Below are 18,383 nucleotides of genomic sequence, written 5' to 3'. Positions count from 1 at the left end.
TCCCCCTTGCATGGGGGCGGCACGCCTCGGCCGGCCGTCGGCGCTGCGGGCCCCGGACACGTCCGGTCAGCAGCACGTCAGAAGGACGTCAGCGCTTCCTGGCATCGTGAAACACGTGAACGGCACCGCGGGAAGAACGCGAGGCCGGGAGCGAGGAGAGGTGCCCGGAGCGGCTGATCGGGGACCAGGGCGGCAAGCCCGAAGTCGGACCCCCCAAGGGTCCACGCAGGTTCGAATCCTGCCCTCTCCGCCACACACTGTCTCCGCCACACAGCGATCCGTCCCGGGTGACGCCCTGGGACGATCTGCGCGGTTCCGCTGGCTGTCGCGCAGCCGGCCCGCTCCCCCGGCGTGACCCCGACCTGTTTCAGGAGCGCAGCTCCGTGCCTTCGGTTTCCGTGATGGCGGCAAGGCCGCACGGGTACCCACCCCACGGCCGTCGTCCTTGCGTCGGTGTGAAGCGGAACGGACTCGAGGAGCGCACCTCATTGACGTCACGTCAATGAGGTGCGCTTCCCAGGACGTCAGGTCGCCCGGCGCAGCGGGACGACGACGTTCTCCCCCATGCGCTTGGGGTCGAGACGGTAGTACTTGATGTGCCCGATTCGCTCGGTCTCCTCGAGCCAGCCGGCCTCGATGACCTGCTTGCGGGTGCGGGAGAAGACGGGAGGGGCCATGCCGACGAGCTTGGCCAGATTCGCCGCGGTCTCGAGGACCGCACCGGACCGGTCGGTCGGATGCAGGGCGTACAGCATGACGACGAGACGCTGGTTGGCGCTCATGCCGGCCGTCTTCTCAAGCAGTTCGAGGTTCTTCTGCTTGTCGTCGGTGCTGATCACTGGGCCTCCCACCGTGCAGGGGCGTTCTCGTCGAATCCTGGGATGTCCGGCGGGTTGCACGTCTTCACGGCTTCACGCTGCTCGATCCCTGTGCCGTGGAAGGCAATGTACGGGCTGATCCGGTAGAAGTTGTAGTTGCCGATGCGTCCTCGGATCACCAGGATGCGGTGTTTGGCGAGCTTTCTATTGATCTTTCCCACGGCATCGGTGGACATGCCCACACGTTTGGCGATGTCCGCTCCGGTGGCCCGCAGCGGTTCCATGCCCTCGGGCGAGACCCCGATCCACCACAGGACGAGGAACTTCTGACTGGGCGTGAACGCCTTGGATTCGGTGATCGCCTCGACTCGCGCCTTGTCGACCTGTGTGTGCCGGCCGGAGAAGGCGTACGGCGCATAGGGGACCGGCTCACCGGTGTCGGCGTCGACCAGCCTGCGTACTGCTCCCAACGGGCCCTCCGTGGAAGGGGGGTGATTGGTGGTTCATGAGGGACGGCCGTGAGGCCGACCAGATGAACTTAACGTACATGAGCATGAAGTCAATCAGCTCCGCCTGTCGGCCGTGTCGGCTGCCCTCCCGTCAACGGCTCGCGATGCGCTCAAGGTTGCCCCGAGCGGCCGACTCATGTACGTGACGTCAATCTGGTGCGGCCACAGGATCGTGGTACCCGGGTTCTCCAGTCGTGGTAGCGGTTCTGGCAGACGCTGTGGCGGTCTGCTCGGACGCGGTCTGAGGTCACCGGGACTGGGTGGTACGTCCCAGGGAACCGGGCACCCGGATCCTTGAAGCGCTCTGCACGGCTGGCCGAACTGCCTGCCAGTTCCCACGATCTTGGCCATTCGGCCTGTTTATGCAGGTCAAAGCGATGATGGCGGGTGCGCTCTCTTACCTCGGTAGCCAGCGGGCAGCCCGTCCCGGGATGCGAGGACGGAGCCGGTCGGCTGTCGCCGGAACAACCGGCGGGCCGTGACGCCGTAACACAAGGACCTGTGACTCGTACCGAACCAGCGACCCCACCGGCCTCAGCCCACGGCGGGGCGCCACGAACGGCCGCCGGCTCAACAGTGGATCGGGCCCCGCTCCAGTCGCACCCGACGACGAACCCACCCACACACGAACCCGTCGCTTTCCGGCGCGCACGGCTCGAGCCACGACGAAACGGATGCGCGCCGGGAAGTGACGGGGCAGCGGGGTCCAGGGGCCGGCGAAGGCCCCTGGTACCACGCGGCCGAGCCACCTCCCGTCCCTCAGTCAAGCCGCACCGGCGGACGGCGGATGTCGGTGCGAAGGGCCGTGACCCGCACCCGGGAACGGGCGGTTCGGCAGGAGAGTTCTGGGCGTGGGCTATTACGCCGTAATAGCTCGGGGACCGACACTGGGGTCGTCGACTGTCGTCGGGCGTGCCCTCAGGCCGAAACAACTAACGTGTCGGTGCTTCCAAAGATCTTGGACGTTAGTAAGGTGTCGTCCATGAGTTCGCCAGCCAATTCCAGCGACCGCGAGAAGGTCGTCTCCAAGCTGCCGGGATGGCTCCGGCAGAACCTCAAAGTCAGAGCCGCCCAGCACGGTGTCGAGATCCAGGCCGCCGTGGAGCAGGGGATCCGGGACTGGTGCACGCTCGCCTCCACTCCTCCGGGCGTCGACACCTCGCGTGCCGATTCGTTCTCCACGTTCCTGCCGCCCGGCCAGTGGGACGAGTTCCGCCAGGTCGCCGCCGAACGTCGTGTCTCGCTCATCCAGGGCCTGGCGCAGTCCGTCCAGCTGTGGCTCGACACCAATCCCGCGCCGCACGTGGAGCGGCCCGAGATCACCCGTCGCATCATCGTGTGCAACCAGAAGGGCGGGGTCGGCAAGACGGCGATCACGGCGGGCCTCGGCGAGGCGCTCGCCGAGGACACCGAGAGGCTGCACGCGGTGCGGGTGGCCAAGGCGCTCACCGAGGCCCTGCGGGCGAGCGAGACCGGCACCGATGAAGCGCCGGGCGGCGATGACCCGTTGAGCGTGGAGAATCTGCCGGGGCTCGGGCTGCGGGTGCTGCTGGTCGACTTCGACCCGCAGTGTCACCTCACCAATCAGCTCGGGGCGGCTCCCCTGCCCATGAACGGCGACAGCCTGACCAACCACATGGCGGGCGACCCCAAGGGCGACCTCCGGGACCTCATCGTCTCCATCGACGACGAGACCTTCGGCGACCGGCTCCATCTTCTGCCCGCCTGCAACGACGCCTTCCTGCTCGACGTGCGGCTGTCCGCCGTGCGTGCCAGGGAGGCGGCACTGGAACGCGCCCTCGCCCCGCTCGAGGCCGATTACGACGTGATCCTCGTCGACTGCCCGCCGAGCCTCGGGCTGAGCATGGACGCCGCCGCGTACTACGGCCGTCGGCGCGACGGGGAGAAGCCCGGTCAGTCCGGCGCGCTGATCGTCGTACAGGCCGAGGACAGCTCGGCGGACGCCTACGAGCTGCTCACCACTCAGATCGACGATCTGCGCGGCGACTTGCAGGTCGACATCGACTACCTCGGCATCGTCGTCAACCTCTACGACTCGCGCCGCGGCTTCATCGCCACCTCCTCGCTCCAGGGCTGGGTGGACATAAAGGATCCCCGGGTCGTCGGACTCATCGGCGATCTCAAGGAGCAGAAGGAAGCGGTCCGGATGAAGCGGCCGCTGCTGTCCTACGCCCCCAAATCGCAGCAGGCGATCGGAATGCGCGCATTGGCCCGGGAGATCGTATGAGCAAGGCCGACCAGCTGGGAGCCGGCCGGTTCGGCGGGGGAGTGCGCTCGGTCAGCGCGCGCCGCCAGGCCGTGGCCGCCGCCACCGGGGTACCCACCGAGGGCGTGGCCCCACCCACCGAGCTTCCGCCTCATCGCATCAGCCTCAACCCCGACAACCCGCGCTCCAGTCTCGGCGACCTCACGGATCTCGCGGGCAGCCTGAAGACGCACGGCCAGAAGCAGGCGATCACGGTCATGAACCGTGATGCCTACATCAAGGCCAACCCCGAGCGTGAGGCCGACCTCGAACCCGACACCACCCATGTGGTCATTGACGGCAGCAGCCGACTCGCCGCCGCCCGCGAGGCACGGCTTGCTGCCGTCAAGGTGATGGTCAGCGACGACCAGGGCACCAACTCCGAGGAACTCCTGGAGTCCGCGCTCGTCGCCAACATTCACCGGAGCGACCTCGGGGAACTCGACGAGGCCCGGGCCCTGCGGCGCCTGCTGGCCATCCACGGCAGCCAGACCGCACTGTCCAAGCGGCTCCACCGCTCCCAGGGCTGGGTGTCGCAGCGCCTGGCGCTGCTCAACCTGACTCCCGAACTGCAGAGGCGAATCGGCGAGGAGCCCATCGATCTGCTGCGTGCCGTGGCCAACAGGCCGGCCGCGGAGCAGGAGGCGGCGCTCCAGGAGCTGAAGGAGGAGCGTGCGCGGAGGGAGGAGGAGAGGCGTGGGCGGCAGAAGGCGAGCGGAGGCGCGGCGTCCGCGTCCACCGCGCCGGAGCGGGAGAGCTATTACGGCGTAATAGGGGGTGGCGAGCAGGGCATGCCCACGGCGGCCGGGCAGGCAGCGCGGGCCGATGGAGCCGGGCCGGGCCGACAGCCTGGGGAGTCGGAGAGCTATTACGGCGTAATAGGAGACGGCGAGCCGGATACCGCTGCGGCAACGGGTCAGGACGAGCGGGCCGATGGCGCCGGGCCGGGGCAGCCGGCCGGGAAGCCCGAGGGCTATTACGGCGTAATAGGGGGAGCCGAGTCGGGCGCTGCGGCCCCGGGTTCGTCGGCCGCGCCGGCACCTGCCGCTGCTGAAGCCGAGCTGCCGGAGCCGCGGGCGGAGACGTCTGTCGTGGGCACGGAGGCGGATGCGTCGGCCAGCTCCCATTCCCGCCGGGTGCCGTACGACGAGCCGGGTCCCCTCGCCATGCTCCTGGACCGGAACATCGACAGTGACGACACCTTCTTCGACCTGCTCCGGTTCCTGTGCAAGAAGGGACGGGAGCGGGATGCCGCCCGGCTCGCGGAGCTGGCGCAGTCCTTCGTCGAGCAGGCCGCCGTACGGGGGGACTGATCCCTGCGGGAACGGTGGACGGGCCGGTTGCCTCGGGAGGCGGCCGGCCCGTTGCTGCTGCCGGGCTATTACGGCGTAATAGCCGGGCGAGGTGCTGCCGAGCTATTACGGCGTAATAGGAGACGGCGAGCCGGACACTGCCGCGGCAACGGTCACCACGAGTGGGCCGATGGCGCCGGACCGGGCCGACAGCGGGGGAGTCCAAGGGCTATTACGCCGTAATAGGGGGAGCCGGACGCGGCAGCCGGGCAAGGGGAGGACTCGTGGCGCCGGACCGGGCCGACAGCGGGGGAGTCCAAGGGCTATTACGCCGTAATAGGTCGGCCTCCGCCCGTGAGCCGTAGAAGGGGCTCTACAGCGAGATGTCGACCTGCTCGACGTCGGTGAACTCCACGTCCAGGCCCTGGGCTCGGGTGTTGGCGGCCCGGAAGTACATCTCTCCGAGGCCCTCCGCCGCGATCTGCAGCAGTTGGTCCTCGGTGGCTCCGGCGTCCCGGGCCTGGAAGAGCCGGGCGGCCCAGTGGGGTGGCAGGGCCTGGGTGATGTCGCGGACGCGGGCGTCGTCGGTGGTGCCTGGCGCGGCGGTGAAGCCGAACCTGCCCCGGGTGGCGAAGACCAGGCCGTCGGTGGTGACGGCCTTCTGCTTGGCCCGTGCCCGGACCTGGGGCTGCCAGCGGCGGCGGACCTCGCGCTCCAGGCGGGCGGCGAGGTCGGGGCGGGGCTGTTTCAACTGGCCGGCCACGTACCGTTCCACCGTGCGCTGGGAGATGCCCAGCAGTTCGGCGACCGGCCTGGTGCCCTTGAGCTGCTTGACGAGGTATCTCATCCGGGCCGGGGCGCTCTTGGGGATGGGGCGGGTGAACGCCTGCTCCAGCGCGCGGTCCAGGCTGTCCCCTACCGAGTCCATGACCGGCTACTCCCCTTCGGCGGCGATGCCGTCGTTCTTGATGTGGTTGGCGATGTTGAACACACCGCCGTGCTGTTCGAACTGTTGCTCCGCCCACAGCACGGTCTGTGTGCCCTGGTGCTTGATCATGCCGGGGCTGACGCCCAGCCGGAACGTACCCGGAACGGGTGTGCCCTCGGGGGTGTACGGCAGAAAGTCCAGCGGGCTGGGGCCGGGGGAGGGGTAGACGAGGGCGTCGGTGCCGATGGCGACGGGGTAGAGGTCCGTGGCGGCCGCCGTCTTCATGATCTTGCGGTGCATGCTGACCCGGACCGTCGCAAGGACGGCGGCGCGGATGTCGGGGCGCCAGGTCGGGCGGGCCAGCGCCGGCCAGGGCTCGTAGTACGGCACCTGGCCCCGGTTGCGCTGGCGCAGTTTGCCGATGCCGCCCTTGGCGGTCGCCTTGATGGCCTTGAGCACGAGGGCCAGCGTCGGATCGGCGTGCCGGGATCGGGCCATGGCGTCCAGGAACTCCTCACCGGCCATCGCGGTGCTCACCCCGAGGTCGGCCATGGTGGCGATGTAGGCGTCGCGCAGCCGCTTGTACCAGGGGTCCAGATAGCGGCCGGTGCGGGTGCGGACGTAGGCCTCGATGGGCGCGACCTCGAAGCCGAGTTCCACCGCGTATGCCACGGTCGGTGTGGCGTACCAGGCCGGTCCCTCGGGCCGGTCGCCTCTCGGGGTGAACGGCGACGGGAGCCGCTCCGCGTCCAGGGCGCGGCCGCCGACCTCCACCCGGGAGAGATCGACATGGGAGAGGTCGACCAGCCAGGAGCCGGGCAGTGTGGGGTCGAAGCGCGGGTTGCCGGTGAGGTGGGTCGGCCCGTTCAGCCCGACGGTCAGGCCGTTGGCGGCCGCCGCGAACGCCATGTTGACGTCGATGGCGACGAGGTACGGCTGCATGCACTCGTCGTCGGTGAGTTCCCGGCACCAATCGTACGGCTCCTCCAGCAGCATCTCGGCCGGGGTGCGCTGGTGGTGGCGGGCGAACCTGCCCTTGAGCAGGGGGTGTTCGTCCGGGACCTCGCACTCGACGACGTCGTACACCTCGGTGAGGGCGTCGGTGTTGAAGGCCTGCCGGAACTCGCCGGTGTCCAAGTCCTTCTCGGCGTGGGTGGGCGGGCGCAGGGCCGTCATCAGTTCCAGGCCGGTGACGGCCGTGGTACCGCGCGGGGTCATGACCCGCTCCGCGTAGGTACCGAGGAAGCGTGCGAGGTCGGCGGACGGCATGGTGGGCAGGCGGGGGTCGTTCTTGTCGTCCCACTCCTCCGCGGGCAGCGCGCCCCAGGACGGGATGCACAGCTGAACGCAGCGGCGGCGGGCGCCTTCGGGGTCGCGGTAGAGGCGGGCCCACGGGCCGAAGCCGAGCTGGGTCAGCCGCAGGCCGGCCTTCTTGACCTGCTTGACCACCTTGTGGTCGTCCTTCAGCCGTCCGGCGCGGCGTTCCTCCGGCGACAGGGTGACGGGCAGGCCGTAGCGCTCCAGGGCGGCGGAGGTGAGGACGAGGACGGGGTCGGCGTCGCGGCCGTGCCGGTGCAGTCGGGCCTGGCCGAGCCGGCCCTCGCTCAGCGTCCAGTCCACCAGGGCCGGGATGCTCTTGCCGGGTACGTCCAGGACCAGGCCGCCCACACAGTGGGCCACCACCTGGTCGCCGTCGAGGTCGACGACCGCGAGGGGGCCGTTCTCGAAGCGGGCGGCGGTGGGTTCGGCCGTGGTCTGCGGGGCTGCCGATGTCCTGGGCGGCTTCCTCGGTACGGATCTCGGCCGGGGGGCGGTCGTGGACCTCGTCCCGGTCTGCCGGGGAGGAGGCTCGGGCGTGGCGTTCGCCGTGGTCCCCGTGTCCGGCTGCGCGGGGAGGGTGGCGGCCGGGGGCTGGTGGTCCTCGGGTGCCGGGGGAGTGGTGGGGGGCTGTGGGGACGGTTCGGGTGGGGCGGGGAAGCGTTCGGCGAGCTTTTCCAGGAAGCGGGCGTAGGCGGCCCGTTGGGGCGGCCGGGGCTCGTTCCTGCCCGACTCCCAGCTCGCGACCGTCTCGCGGCGGGTCGCCAGCGCAGCCGCGACCTGGGCCTGGCTGAGCCCGGCGGCCTCGCGCAGGCGCCTGCGTTCGGCGGGCGTCGGCAGGTCGTTCTGGGCGACTTCCTCCAGCAGCGCGTCGACGGCGCTGAACAGCTCGTCCTGAGTGGGCACGCGGCTCACCTCCCGGCCGCACCCTATCCCAGTCACGCATCGCATCCCTCGCTGGATCGCTTGCCGATCGCACATCGCGTCGCGTGCAAGGCCTGTGGGGGAGGAGCGGGACGCTGAGAACACGGTGTGATTCCACGCGGATGCGATTGGACCGGATGGCGGGAACGCATGCGCGTGAGTGCCGCTGCGCACCCTGCCGCCGGTGCGGGGACGGCAGCTGACCACCGTGCTGCACAACCCGCCCATCCGCGTGATCGCACACCCTGCGGTTGCACTGGCGCTGTCCACGGGCACCCTCGTGGTCCTCTACTTCACCCCCCTCTACGACGTGACCATGAGCAACCCCGCAGCACACTGGCTGCTGCACGCGCACTTCCTGCTGTCCGGGGGCCTGTTCGCCTACGTCATCGCCGGCCCCGACCCCGCACCCTCCCGGCCGGGCGTGCGCGCACGCCCGGTCTGCCTCGGCGTCGCCATCGCGGCCCACGCCGTCATCTACGGGCGGCGGGCCAGCAAGTGTGTGTCGAGGAAGCCGCGCTCGGATGCTGGGTCGTGGAGCAACCGAGCCACCGTGACGAGCCCAGCCTCGGCCAGCAGCTCGGCAAACCGCTCCGCCGGCCAGCTATAGGCGGGCGCCACCTTGTGATCGAAGCGGACCGGCTCCGGCCCCTCGGTGCCGAAGAAGGACACCAGGAGCAGACCCCCTGGTGCCAGAACACGCACCTGCTCGGCGAGCACCGCGGGCAGCTGTTCAGGTGGGGTATGGATCATCGAGTAGTGGGCCAGCACTCCACCGAGCGCGCCGTCCTCGACCGGCAGGGCCTCCATTCGCGCTTCGTCGAACCGCAGCGCCGGCTGAGCCCGCCGAGCGTGGTCGACCATGGCCGGGGAGAGGTCGATCCCGAAGGCGTCCAGCCCCAAGTCGTACAGCATGGCCGTCAGATGGCCGGGTCCGCACCCGACGTCGGCTACCCGCAGGTTCCCCGTGTCACGCACGAGCTCGGCGAAGGTGCCGATCATGTTCCGGGCGAACGGCCGCGTCTCCAACCGGCTAGTGAACATCGACGCATAGAGCTCGACGACCCCGTCGTAGGCCGCCCTGGTCTCATCCTGGTGTTCTGACATGGGCAGGAAGCTAACGCCCCCGCCGTTCAACGCCGTTCACCGGCCCATACCGGCCCTTGCTCTCGGGACTGATCGTCCCGTCACATGATCTCGGCATCCAGACGGCGTTTCGCTCGAAACGCCTTTCCGGGCCGTGACAAACCCGTATTTCGCCTTGTTTGCCTGACAACGGACTATGCCGTCTGACCTGTGCAAAGTGCCTTCGCACCCTAGATAATGCCTGCCACCGCTCCTGTCAGCCGCTTCGCGGCGGTCACAGCCCGTACGTGGCAGGTGCGTTTGCGCGATCATGCCGTCACCCGGCTTGTGGCGCGCTTTAGGAGAACTTGTACCCGGCGAAGTCGGCGACGTGGACATACCCGATGCGCTGGTAGAGGGCGTTGCTGGTGGGGTTGTCCGGGTCCGTGAACAGGACTACGTCCGTCGCGCCCGCGGACAGCGCTGCCCGGCTCGCCTCGACCGTGACGGCGCCCGCGTAGCCGCGGCCCCGGAGGGGGGCCGGGGTGTAGACGGGGTCGATCCGGACCATGCCGCCGATGACCGAGGTCGCGGCCGCCATCGAGACGGGGGTGCCGTCCGGGGTCTCCCAGAAGGTGAAGTGCCGGTCGCCGAAGCGCGAGTCGTCCCAGGAGCCGGCGTCGATCAAGTCGATGGAGGGCTGCTCCCCGACGTCGACGCAGAACTCACGGCACCAGCGCACGACGTGTTCGCGGTCTGTCCTGCCCGTGAGACGGCCCCGGCCCTCCGGGCGCGCCTGCGGTGGGGTGAGTGTGCCGAGACGGTAGAGATGCGTCCGCCAGAAGAGTGCTGGCGCCGCGCCCGTGTGCCGCTGCCAGGAATCGGCGTATGCGGTGGCGGTGTCGTGGTCCGCGATGACGTTGGCGGGTGAGTGGCCGAGGGCGGCCAGGCGGGCGGCGAGGGCGTCGGTCTGCTCGACAGAGAGGGGGGTGAGGCCCAGGCGGCCGCGCGAAGTGAGACAGAAGACCGCGTGGACCTCGCCTCCGGACTCCAGTCGGCCGAAGACGGCGGTGACGGGGCCGTGTGCGTCCGGCCTGCGTATCCGCAGTTTCTCGATGTCCGTCAGCGGCGTGTTGTGCAGGGCCGGGCGCGAGCGCAGGAAGTCCCCGGCTCGGGCGAGGAAGTCGTCAACGTCTTGGGTGAGGCGCCAGTCTTCCAGGAGCATGCTTCATGATCCCGGATCTCCTCGACTCGGGGAGCACTTGCTCAATGCCTTTCAGCCACGTGACGTAGCTGCCCCCGATCAGCCGCAGGCTCCTGTCGGCGAAGGATTGACGACAGGCGGCCGACGTGTCCGATGAACCCGTGCGATCCAGGGGTTCGCGGCGGCCCGATTCCCATCGGATCCGATGGCAACTGCTGACAGGGTTTGATGACAGATAGGGTCAGTTCCTCCGTACGGAAGGGGCCCACGAGTGGCGAACCCGGTCTACGAGCGGGTCTCGACCGACCAGCAGTCGACCGCCCGCCAGGACCTCGTCCTGGACGAGGCCGGGATCGAGGACCCGGTCCGCTTCGAGGAGGACCCCGGCACCTCCAGCCGTCTCCACCCGCTCCAGCGCCCGAAGTTCCGCGAACTGCTCATCTACGCGCGCCTGGCGACACCGTGCACATCTCCGAGATGTTCCGCCCCGTACGCGGCACCGGCCACGTCCTCGACGTGCTCGACGTCCTCCACCGCGACCGCCTCGCGCTGCGCATCCACGACGGCGCGTTTCTCCGCGATGGACCTCACCGTCCACCACCCGCGCACCGGCGAGCTGCTGTCCACCGCGAAGTTCATGGTGCAGACCCTCGCCGCCGCCGGCGCACTCCAACGCGACCTCCAACGCGAGCTGACCCACGACGGGCTGCGGGCCGCCGGGGCCAGGGGCAGCAAGGGCGGGCGACGCCCCGCCGTGGCGGCCGACAGGACCGACGCCGTGCGCACCGCGTACCTCGAAGGCCGCTCCATCGCCGCCCTCGCGCGCGACCAGGACGTCAGCCACGGTGTCATCCGTACCGCCGTCGCAGACCTTTTGCCCGAGCACACCGCCGAGGGCCAGGAGGACGTCCCGACCCCGGAGCTGCCGGTCACCCTCGACATGCCGGGGCAAGGTCGCCGACTACCTCCGCCCCACCGAGCTGGAGCCCGACGAACGAGCCGCGATCGGCCAGGGCGTCACCGTACGGCGCGGCCAGGGCCACACCCTGCGCGTCAGCACCACCCGGGCCGTCCACCCGCCAGCTCCTCGCCCGCTGCCGGCCCCTCGACGGCGGCCAGGACGCCCCGACCGTCCCGGCACAGCGCACGGCCCGCCGCGGGGGCGGGAACCGCGTCGGCGCCCTCATCCCGACCGGACCATGATCCGGGTCACCGGCTACCGCCATTTTCCGTTCGGATGCTCCCCGAGGGCCAGGCCTGCCTGGAAGGCGAGTGCGGCGACTGAGAGGCGAAATACGGGCGTTCGGTCGCTTCGGTCGCTTCGGTCGCTGGTGTCGGGTGGACGGTCCGGTGGAGAAACGGTCATCCAGGTTCGGTCCAGAGTCGCTTGAATCGCTCCGGTCGCCGCGCGGGCAGCGACTCAAGAGCAGCGGGGGAGGGGCAGCGACTGAAGGGCAGCGACCGAAAGCGGGGCGGATCGCTGTTGAGTCGCTGGCCGGTCGCTGGGCAAAAGGCCTGCTCGGACCGGGTCTTGGGGCGGAACAGCGACTGAAGCGACTCAAGGGTCGGGTATATCAAGACATTCGCGTGTGCGTGTGCGCGCGTGTGCGCGTTATATGTACCGAACTTGAGTCGCTTGAGTCGCTAATTGAGGGCTGTATGGGCTGTGACCTGCTGTTTTGACAGCGACTCAAGCAGCGACTGATGTAACAGCCAACGGGTTTTCAGTCGCTGTGGGTCGCTGTTTCGGTCGCTCGCCGCCCACCGGGACGGCGGAATCGATTCTTCGTTCACATGACCCCAGCTTTATCAGTGCTTCGCTACCCTGTGCCTGTTGTTGAGTCGCTTCGGTCGCTGACGGGGGAAACGCATGACCGATGAGCTGCGGGTTTTACGCAGCGACTCACAGCGGCCCGCTCCCGCCGGACCGGGCGTCCCGCAGTCCCTGGCCATCGCACGATGGTGCGCCGGCCGCGGCTGGCCGGTCCATCCGCTGGCCCCGGGACGCAAGACGCCGGCGGGCAACTGCGTGGCCTGCCGTGAGCCCGGGCACACCCACCGGGGATGCCGCTGTCCTGCCACCGGTCGCTGGTGCCACGGATTCCGGGCCGCCACGCTGGACTTCGCCCGGATCGAGCAGTGGTGGGGAGCCCACCCGGAGTTCGGCGTCGGGATCGCCTGCGGGCCCGCCGGACTGGTCGTGATCGACATCGACGCCCATGCCCGGCTGCTGCCCGCACGGGACCGTCTGCTGCCCGGCATCGGCATCGCCGAGACCGTGGACCTGACCGGGCTCGCCAACGGCTTCCACACGATCGGGGTGCTGGCCGCGCTGCGCGAGGCGGCCTCTCCCGCCGACGACGAGACGACCCTGCGCGTGCGCACGCCCGCGGGCGGCCTGCACGTGTGGTACCGCGCCCTGGGCGGGCACCGCTGGCAGTGCTCCTCCGGTTCGGGCGGCGGACGGGCCCTGGCCTGGCAGGTCGACGTACGGGCGCACGGCGGGTACATCGTCGCTCCGGGCACCGTCACCGAGGCGGGGGCGTACGAGGCCGTGGGTCCCGCGCGGGAGCCCGCGCCGCTGCCCGCCTGGCTCGCGCGCGAGCTGGAGCGCACCGGCCATCTGCCGCCCGTGCACGTGCCAGCGCCCCGGCCGGTGCCCCCGCGTGCCCGGCAGGCGGTCCTGGCCGCCGGAGGGGGCCGTGGAGCCGCCGGCCGTGCGCTGGCCCCGCTGCTGGCGGAAGTGGCCGCCTGCGCCGCCGTACCGGAGGGCGCGGGGTTCACCGAGAAGCTCAACCGGGCGGCGTACACCGCGGGCGGGCTCGTCGCCGCGGGCGTGCTGGCCGAGGCCGAGGCCGAGCGTGTCCTGCGGGAGGCGGCCGCGCAGGCCCGTCCCGGGCAGGAGCGGCGCTACGGCGCCGTCATCCGCGGTGGACTGAGCGCGGGCCGCACCCGTCCGCTTGCCCCGGGAGGCCGCCCGTGACGCGCGGCCACGACAACGCCCTCTTCGACGCCGGGGAGGTCGCGGCGCAGATCCTGGCCCACAGCGTGCCCCAGGTCCGTACAGAGGCTCACAGCCTGCCCCAGGACCCTGTGAAGGCGCCGAGCGTCCCCCAGGGCCGTACGCGAGAGCAGGGCGGTCCCCGGTCCGCCGGGGAGGCGACCGCCGACGGGCTGCTGCCCGACACCCTCAGCGACCGAGGCAACGCCAAACTGTTCGTCAGCCTCTACGCCAACGACTACCGGCACGTGCCGGGGCTCGGCTGGTTCCGGTGGGACAGCACCCGCTGGCAGATCGACGAGGACGACACCGTGCTGTGGGCCGCCGGCGACCTGGCAGAGTCCCTCGCCACCACCGACCCGCGGGGGGTGCACAGCACGACCGCCCTCCAGCAGCACCGCCGGCGCGCGCTGAGCACCAGCGGGATGAACGCGATGCTCACCCAGGCCAGGTCCGCGCCCGGCATGGTGCTCAACGCCGCGCTGCTGGACGCCGATCCGTACGCGCTGTGCACGCCCGGTGGCATCGTGGACCTGCGGACCGGGCTCAGGCGCGTGCCGGACCCGAACAAGGACTTCCACTCCCGCTCCACCACCGCAACGCCCGAGCCGATGCCGACGCCCCGCTGGGACCGGTTCCTCGCCGACACTTTCGGAGAGGGCCCCGAGGGCCGGGAGATGATCGACTTCCTGCATCTGCTGCTGGGCTACTCCATCACCGGCGACGTCGGCGCCCAGGTGATGCCCTTTCTGTTCGGCTCCGGCAAGAACGGCAAGTCGGTGCTGCTGGACGTGGTGATGAAGCTCGTCGGCGACTACGCGGACGCCGCGCCGCCCGGGTTCCTCATGGCCCGCCCCTACGAGGGACACCCCACCGACCTGGCCGAGCTGCACGGGCGCCGGGTCATCGTGTGCAGCGAGGTCAAACCGGGGGACCGGTTCGACGAGGCCCGGGTGAAGCTGCTGACCGGCGGCGACCGCATCAAGGCGCGGCGGATGCGGCAGGACTTCTTCAGCTTCCAGCCGACGCACAAGCTGTGGCTGCTGGGCAACCACCGGCCCGAGGTGGGCACAGGTGGGTTCGCGTTCTGGCGGCGGATGCGGCTGATCCCGTTCGAACGGGTCGTGCCCGACCACCGCAAGGTCGACAACCTGGCCGACATCCTCGTGACGGAGGAAGGGGCCGGCATCCTCAACTGGCTCGTCACCGGGGCCCGGCGCTACCTGACCGGGGAGCGGGACCTGCTGGGCCCGGAGGCCGTGCGCATCGCCACCACGGCGTACGCGGAGACCGAGGACCACATCGGGCGTTTCCTCGGTGAGGCCTGCCGGCGCGAGCCGGGCCTGCGGGCGGAACAAGCCGGTCTCTACGCGGCCTACCGGACGTGGTGTCAGAAGGAAGGGGCCCCGGCCGTCTCGTCCCGGTCCTTCGCCGCGCGGGTCCGGGAGGTGGTTGGCCTGGCGTCCCCGAAGGAAATGATCCTGTCCAACCAGCGCAAGTACTATCCGGGCATCGGGCTGGCCGCCGACGAGGAGACAGTATGAGTGCCCTCATAGCCGAGGACGAGATCGTCCACGAGGTCGACCTCGTCTGGCTCGAGGACATCAGCGAACTGGACTACGTCCGCCAGAGCCTGGACCGGCTGCCGACCCGCCGGGGCAGGCCCGCCTACCACCGCGACGGCCGCATGGTCGGCTACGCGCTGCTCGGGCCCAAGGCCAAGCCGTCGCGCTCTTCGGGGACCTTCCGCCGACGTGTGTTCTGGCTGCTGCCGCACGACCGGGACACCGTCCCCGACGGCCTGTACGCCACCGGGGCGCCCGCCGAGGCCGTCGATCCGCGCACGCTGGCGCCCGGGAGGAAGGGACGCAAGACGGAGCGGTCGGAGGGCGGGCAGATCTCGTCCCGGGCGCAGGGAGAGTCGTTGCCGCTGTGAGCCCGGGGTGCCCGGTCCGTCACAACAACAAGAACAGACCTTCCGGTTTTCTCTCGCGGTGTGGTGTACTGCCGACGTCGCGCCGGCGGCAGGAGGCACTCACGTCTCCGACCGCCGGGAGCTGCTGACCTGACCGGGGGGAGGTCGGTCCATGTGTGGCGTGGGCGGTGGTCGATGTGTGAAACCGCCCGCAGGCCCGGTGGAAGAGGCCGTGCGGGCGGCGTGGACGGTGGCGTCGTGGCGGTTACGGACGACCAACCGGCCCCGTGAGGGTCGAGGCGTAGACGCACCGGTCGTCCTGGCGCCCGATGACCTCGACCGTCATCATCTCCTCGCTGTCGGCCGAGACGCGCGAGACCTCGATCCAGCAAGGCCGGTCGAACTCGACGTAGTTGGAGAAAGTGGTCGAGGCACTCGCGGGGACGAATGCCCGCGAGCCGACCGCGGCGAAGGCGGCCTGGCGGGCGGCTTCCAACAGGACCATGCCCGGTATGTGGTCGGCACCGTGGTCGAACAGGATCGGGTGGTCGAGGTTCGGCGTGAGCAGCCAGCGCCGCGGGTGGTCAGTGGCCGAGAGCACCACGTCGGCGGCGAAGAGGCGGTTCACGGACGCCGGCGGCATTTTTCCACGGGAGGCATCCGGTACGGCCCTGTCGACCGACGAGGCGGTCCCGGCGGTTCGGCCGGCCCGCAGCCGCGTGTAGACGGTCGGGGTGATCGTGGAGAACTGGGTGGCGCCGTGGGCCACCACAACTCCCTCCCTCAAGATGGACAGTTCCATGGCCCCCCGGTTGATCACCCCTCGGCGCTGGACGAGTTCCGTGCACCTGGCCTCGATGCCGAAGTCGGTCGGGCGCGAGGCGATGCCCAGGCCGCGCAGATCCGCCGTGTAGCTGATGGCCCGCATCACGAACTGGTGACCGAGCGGAACGCCCAGCTCCGTGTGGGCGAGGAAGATGCCCGCCTGGCGGAACGTCTCTGCAACCTGCAGCGGGTCGTGGCTCGCCCCATCGGGGCCGGTGAAGTACGTATGGGCGCGGGGCCACTGGCCGGTGAGCGAGAACTGCAGGCCGTCCTGCGCGGTGCAGGCGGTCAGGAAGACCTCGGCGAGGCTGGCGCGATGCACGTACTCCTTGGGGACCGTGGTGGTCAGGCGAGGTAGTTCACGCGTTCCTCTGTCGCTGCCGGTGGTGATCAGACTCATCGCTACCCCCGTCTTGAAGCCGCGTCCGACGACTCCATAAGATACGGACCTACCGGTTTTCTTGTCGGGAGCATGAAGTAAAGAATCTGCCAAGTTTGTGCCGGAAGTGTGAATAGCTGATTCCGTTTTGCGGTGTTGACAGCAAAGAGTCCTTGTGCCGTCGGGGCCCAGCCTCGATCTGAAACCCGCTTGGCGGTTTCCTTTGCTCCTCTCCCTGAGGCGCTTGGAGGTACTTGTGCAAGGAAACCGACCAATGTGGACACCTGCACCGGCCTGCGAAAGGAAGACCACGATGTCCGTCCCGCTGGGGACTCTCCGGCTGGCCGCCGTCAACATCGACGGCGTACTCCTCAACGACACATTCAGTCCGGTCATCCACCGATTTCTCGTGGCGCACGGGGTCACCTACACCCGAGAGCTCGAACGGGCCGTCCTGTCCCAGCCACGCCACGTCGCCGCGCTGGTGCTCGCAGATGCCATCGGGTCCACGGCAGGACCGCAGCACGTGCTCGAGGCCTGCTTCGCAGAACGCGAGAAGTACCTGCGGGAGCATCCGGTGCGCGTGAACGACGGGGCGGTCGACCTGGTGTGCCGGCTGCGCGGGCTGGGCCTGGACGTCGTTTGCTACGGAGGGCTGGACGAGAGCCATTTCGAGCGCCACGTCGGATCCTGGCGGTCCAGCTTCACCGCACCTGGCTACATCTGCACCAACGACTTCCGGCCGGGCATCCGGGAGATCACCCGGGACCACATGGGACTCGACTACCCGGAGGTGGTCTTCATCGACGACGCGGCCAGAGTCGCTGAGCGGGCACGGGAGTTGCGGGTGCCGTTCGTGGGACATCCCAGCCCGTTCCGGCACGGCTTCCAGCGCCAGTCGATGCAGGAGATCGGCGTGCGGCATCTGGTGCACCGTCTGGCCGACATCGACGAGGCGCTGCTGCGCACCCTCGATCGCGAGGCGGCGCAGGACGCCGTGTGGCCGAAGGACGACCGACCGCTCGCCGCTGTCGGTGTCGAGCGGCGGGACGCACGGACGTGACGGCGGACGGAACCGCTCCACTCGCCGGAAAGGTGGCACTGATCACCGGTGCCAGCAGCGGCATCGGCGCGGGCGCCGCCCGTGTGTTCGCTGCGCAGGGCGCGGTGGTGGTGCTGGCGGCCAGGCGGGAGGAGAGACTGCGGGACCTGGTCGAGGAGCTGCGCGGCTCGGGCGCCGAGGCGAGTTACCGCGTCGTCGACGTGCGCAACGGCGAGGAGGTCCGACGCACGGTGGAGTACGCCGCCGAACGCTACGGCCGTCTGGACGCCGCGTTCAACAACGCCGGTGTGGGGCTGGCGAAATCGCCCCTGCACCTGTTGGACGACGACGCCTACGAGCGCGTGATGGACACCAACGTGCGTGGCGTGTGGAACTGCATGCGCTGTGAGATCACCGTCATGCTCGAATGCGGCGGAGGCGCGATCGTGAACACCAGCAGCGTCGGTGGCCTGGTCGCCTCCTCGACGGGTGCGCCGTACATCGCCTCCAAGCACGCCGTGATCGGGCTGACCAAGGCGGCGGCCGTCGAGTACGCGGGGCACGGCATACGGGTCAACGCCATCGCGCCGGGGCTGACTCGCTCGGAGATGGTCGACGAGTGGTTGGAGGTCCCGCACATGATGCAGCGCGCCCTTCGCTCCGCGCCGCAGCAGCGGGCCGCAGCCCCGGAGGAGGTGGCGGAGACAGCAGCCTGGCTGTGCAGCGACAGGGCGAGCTTCGTCACGGGGGCGACCGTGTCCGTCGACGGAGGGCGGACCGCCTGGTAGCGGCGGCGGGGGACCGCGATCGGCGGAGCCCGCAGCGGTCGCGGCGGCCGGCACCGGGCGGGTGGTCGCCGTTGCACGGATTGGCGTGTCCGACCCGGAGTAGGAGCCCG

General features: G+C 70.0%; 15 protein-coding genes, 1 tRNA gene and 1 pseudogene. 10 read left to right on the top strand and 7 right to left on the bottom strand.

The features are described 5' to 3' along the window. Positions 1 to 154: 154 nt before the first annotated feature. Positions 155 to 253, top strand: a tRNA-Cys gene (locus AC5WRT_RS33025). Between the two features lie 271 nt (positions 254 to 524). Here the strand turns inward: AC5WRT_RS33025 and AC5WRT_RS33020 are convergent. Beyond that, complete coding sequence (locus AC5WRT_RS33020; RefSeq protein ID WP_330343292.1) at positions 525 to 836, bottom strand: cyclic nucleotide-binding domain-containing protein; 312 nt, start codon at positions 834 to 836, stop codon at positions 525 to 527. Then, on the bottom strand, positions 836 to 1,288 hold the full coding sequence (locus AC5WRT_RS33015; RefSeq protein ID WP_496097755.1) for a MarR family transcriptional regulator: 453 nt from the start codon (positions 1,286 to 1,288) through the stop codon (positions 836 to 838). Before AC5WRT_RS33015 ends, AC5WRT_RS33020 begins: the two co-directional genes overlap by 1 nt. 1,021 nt (positions 1,289 to 2,309) lie before the next feature. Between AC5WRT_RS33015 and AC5WRT_RS33010 the strand changes: the two genes are divergently transcribed. Next, a complete protein-coding gene (locus tag AC5WRT_RS33010; protein ID WP_496097754.1) occupies positions 2,310 to 3,575 on the top strand; it encodes an AAA family ATPase in 1,266 nt (421 codons plus the stop codon). Further along, positions 3,572 to 4,906, top strand: a complete 1,335-nt coding sequence (locus AC5WRT_RS33005) for a ParB/RepB/Spo0J family partition protein (RefSeq protein ID WP_496097753.1) — start codon at positions 3,572 to 3,574, stop codon at positions 4,904 to 4,906. The genes AC5WRT_RS33010 and AC5WRT_RS33005 overlap by 4 nt, the downstream gene beginning before the upstream one ends. A 352-nt stretch (positions 4,907 to 5,258) precedes the next feature. On the opposite strand, the gene tpg is transcribed toward AC5WRT_RS33005, so the two are convergent. Together tpg and tap are read right to left on the bottom strand one after the other, a co-directional pair. Continuing rightward, entirely contained in the window at positions 5,259 to 5,813 is a 555-nt protein-coding gene (gene tpg, locus AC5WRT_RS33000) for a telomere-protecting terminal protein Tpg (protein WP_496097752.1), read from the bottom strand. A gap of 6 nt (positions 5,814 to 5,819) precedes the next feature. After that, positions 5,820 to 8,036 carry a telomere-associated protein Tap gene (tap, locus tag AC5WRT_RS32995; protein WP_496097751.1) on the bottom strand — a complete coding sequence of 739 codons (2,217 nt, stop codon included), beginning with the start codon at positions 8,034 to 8,036 and terminating at the stop codon, positions 5,820 to 5,822. Positions 8,037 to 8,214: 178 nt separating this feature from the next. On the opposite strand from tap, the pseudogene AC5WRT_RS32990 reads away from it, so the two are divergent. Further along, a pseudogene (locus AC5WRT_RS32990) lies at positions 8,215 to 8,520 on the top strand (cytochrome c oxidase assembly protein); the annotation flags it as partial. An 11-nt stretch (positions 8,521 to 8,531) separates the two neighbouring features. Here the strand turns inward: AC5WRT_RS32990 and AC5WRT_RS32985 are convergent. Continuing rightward, complete coding sequence (locus AC5WRT_RS32985) at positions 8,532 to 9,161, bottom strand: class I SAM-dependent methyltransferase (RefSeq protein ID WP_496097750.1); 630 nt, start codon at positions 9,159 to 9,161, stop codon at positions 8,532 to 8,534. 316 nt (positions 9,162 to 9,477) lie between these two features. Next, on the bottom strand, positions 9,478 to 10,344 hold the full coding sequence (locus AC5WRT_RS32980; RefSeq protein ID WP_496097749.1) for a GNAT family N-acetyltransferase: 867 nt from the start codon (positions 10,342 to 10,344) through the stop codon (positions 9,478 to 9,480). Between the two features lie 250 nt (positions 10,345 to 10,594). Here AC5WRT_RS32980 and AC5WRT_RS32975 point away from each other — a divergent pair, with 250 nt between their 5' ends. The 4 genes from AC5WRT_RS32975 to AC5WRT_RS32960 all read left to right on the top strand — a co-directional run bounded on the left by AC5WRT_RS32975 (position 10,595) and on the right by AC5WRT_RS32960 (position 15,260). Beyond that, complete coding sequence (locus AC5WRT_RS32975; protein WP_496097748.1) at positions 10,595 to 11,608, top strand: serine integrase family protein; 1,014 nt, start codon at positions 10,595 to 10,597, stop codon at positions 11,606 to 11,608. Positions 11,609 to 12,193: 585 nt separating this feature from the next. Next, on the top strand, positions 12,194 to 13,306 hold the full coding sequence (locus AC5WRT_RS32970; protein ID WP_496097747.1) for a bifunctional DNA primase/polymerase: 1,113 nt from the start codon (positions 12,194 to 12,196) through the stop codon (positions 13,304 to 13,306). Then, on the top strand, positions 13,303 to 14,868 hold the full coding sequence (locus AC5WRT_RS32965) for a DNA primase family protein (protein WP_496097746.1): 1,566 nt from the start codon (positions 13,303 to 13,305) through the stop codon (positions 14,866 to 14,868). Before AC5WRT_RS32970 ends, AC5WRT_RS32965 begins: the two co-directional genes overlap by 4 nt. Beyond that, a complete protein-coding gene (locus AC5WRT_RS32960) occupies positions 14,865 to 15,260 on the top strand; it encodes a DUF6009 family protein (RefSeq protein ID WP_496097745.1) in 396 nt (131 codons plus the stop codon). Before AC5WRT_RS32965 ends, AC5WRT_RS32960 begins: the two co-directional genes overlap by 4 nt. 244 nt (positions 15,261 to 15,504) lie before the next feature. On the opposite strand, the gene AC5WRT_RS32955 is transcribed toward AC5WRT_RS32960, so the two are convergent. Then, on the bottom strand, positions 15,505 to 16,464 hold the full coding sequence (locus AC5WRT_RS32955; protein WP_496097744.1) for a ScbA/BarX family gamma-butyrolactone biosynthesis protein: 960 nt from the start codon (positions 16,462 to 16,464) through the stop codon (positions 15,505 to 15,507). 292 nt (positions 16,465 to 16,756) lie between these two features. On the opposite strand from AC5WRT_RS32955, the gene AC5WRT_RS32950 reads away from it, so the two are divergent. Next, a complete protein-coding gene (locus AC5WRT_RS32950; RefSeq protein ID WP_496097743.1) occupies positions 16,757 to 17,506 on the top strand; it encodes an HAD family hydrolase in 750 nt (249 codons plus the stop codon). Next, the gene (locus AC5WRT_RS32945) at positions 17,503 to 18,273 is read left to right on the top strand and encodes an SDR family NAD(P)-dependent oxidoreductase (protein ID WP_496097742.1); all 771 of its coding nucleotides are present in this window, start codon (positions 17,503 to 17,505) and stop codon (positions 18,271 to 18,273) included. Before AC5WRT_RS32950 ends, AC5WRT_RS32945 begins: the two co-directional genes overlap by 4 nt. The last annotated feature ends 110 nt before the right edge of the window (positions 18,274 to 18,383 follow it).

The organism is Streptomyces sp. NTD91 (genome assembly GCF_059510455.1).
The sequence above is the reverse complement of the archived record's forward strand: the minus strand, read 5'-3'. Positions and strand labels throughout refer to the sequence as shown.

Coding starts and splice junctions, on each gene's coding strand:
- AC5WRT_RS33010 (WP_496097754.1), top strand. CDS start 2,310: ATGAGTTCGCCAGCCAATTCCAGCGACCGCGAGAAGGTCGTCTCCAAG.
- AC5WRT_RS33005 (WP_496097753.1), top strand. CDS start 3,572: ATGAGCAAGGCCGACCAGCTGGGAGCCGGCCGGTTCGGCGGGGGAGTG.
- tpg (WP_496097752.1), bottom strand. CDS start 5,813: ATGGACTCGGTAGGGGACAGCCTGGACCGCGCGCTGGAGCAGGCGTTC.
- AC5WRT_RS32985 (WP_496097750.1), bottom strand. CDS start 9,161: ATGTCAGAACACCAGGATGAGACCAGGGCGGCCTACGACGGGGTCGTC.
- AC5WRT_RS32980 (WP_496097749.1), bottom strand. CDS start 10,344: ATGCTCCTGGAAGACTGGCGCCTCACCCAAGACGTTGACGACTTCCTC.
- AC5WRT_RS32970 (WP_496097747.1), top strand. CDS start 12,194: ATGACCGATGAGCTGCGGGTTTTACGCAGCGACTCACAGCGGCCCGCT.
- AC5WRT_RS32960 (WP_496097745.1), top strand. CDS start 14,865: ATGAGTGCCCTCATAGCCGAGGACGAGATCGTCCACGAGGTCGACCTC.
- AC5WRT_RS32955 (WP_496097744.1), bottom strand. CDS start 16,464: ATGAGTCTGATCACCACCGGCAGCGACAGAGGAACGCGTGAACTACCT.
- AC5WRT_RS32950 (WP_496097743.1), top strand. CDS start 16,757: ATGTCCGTCCCGCTGGGGACTCTCCGGCTGGCCGCCGTCAACATCGAC.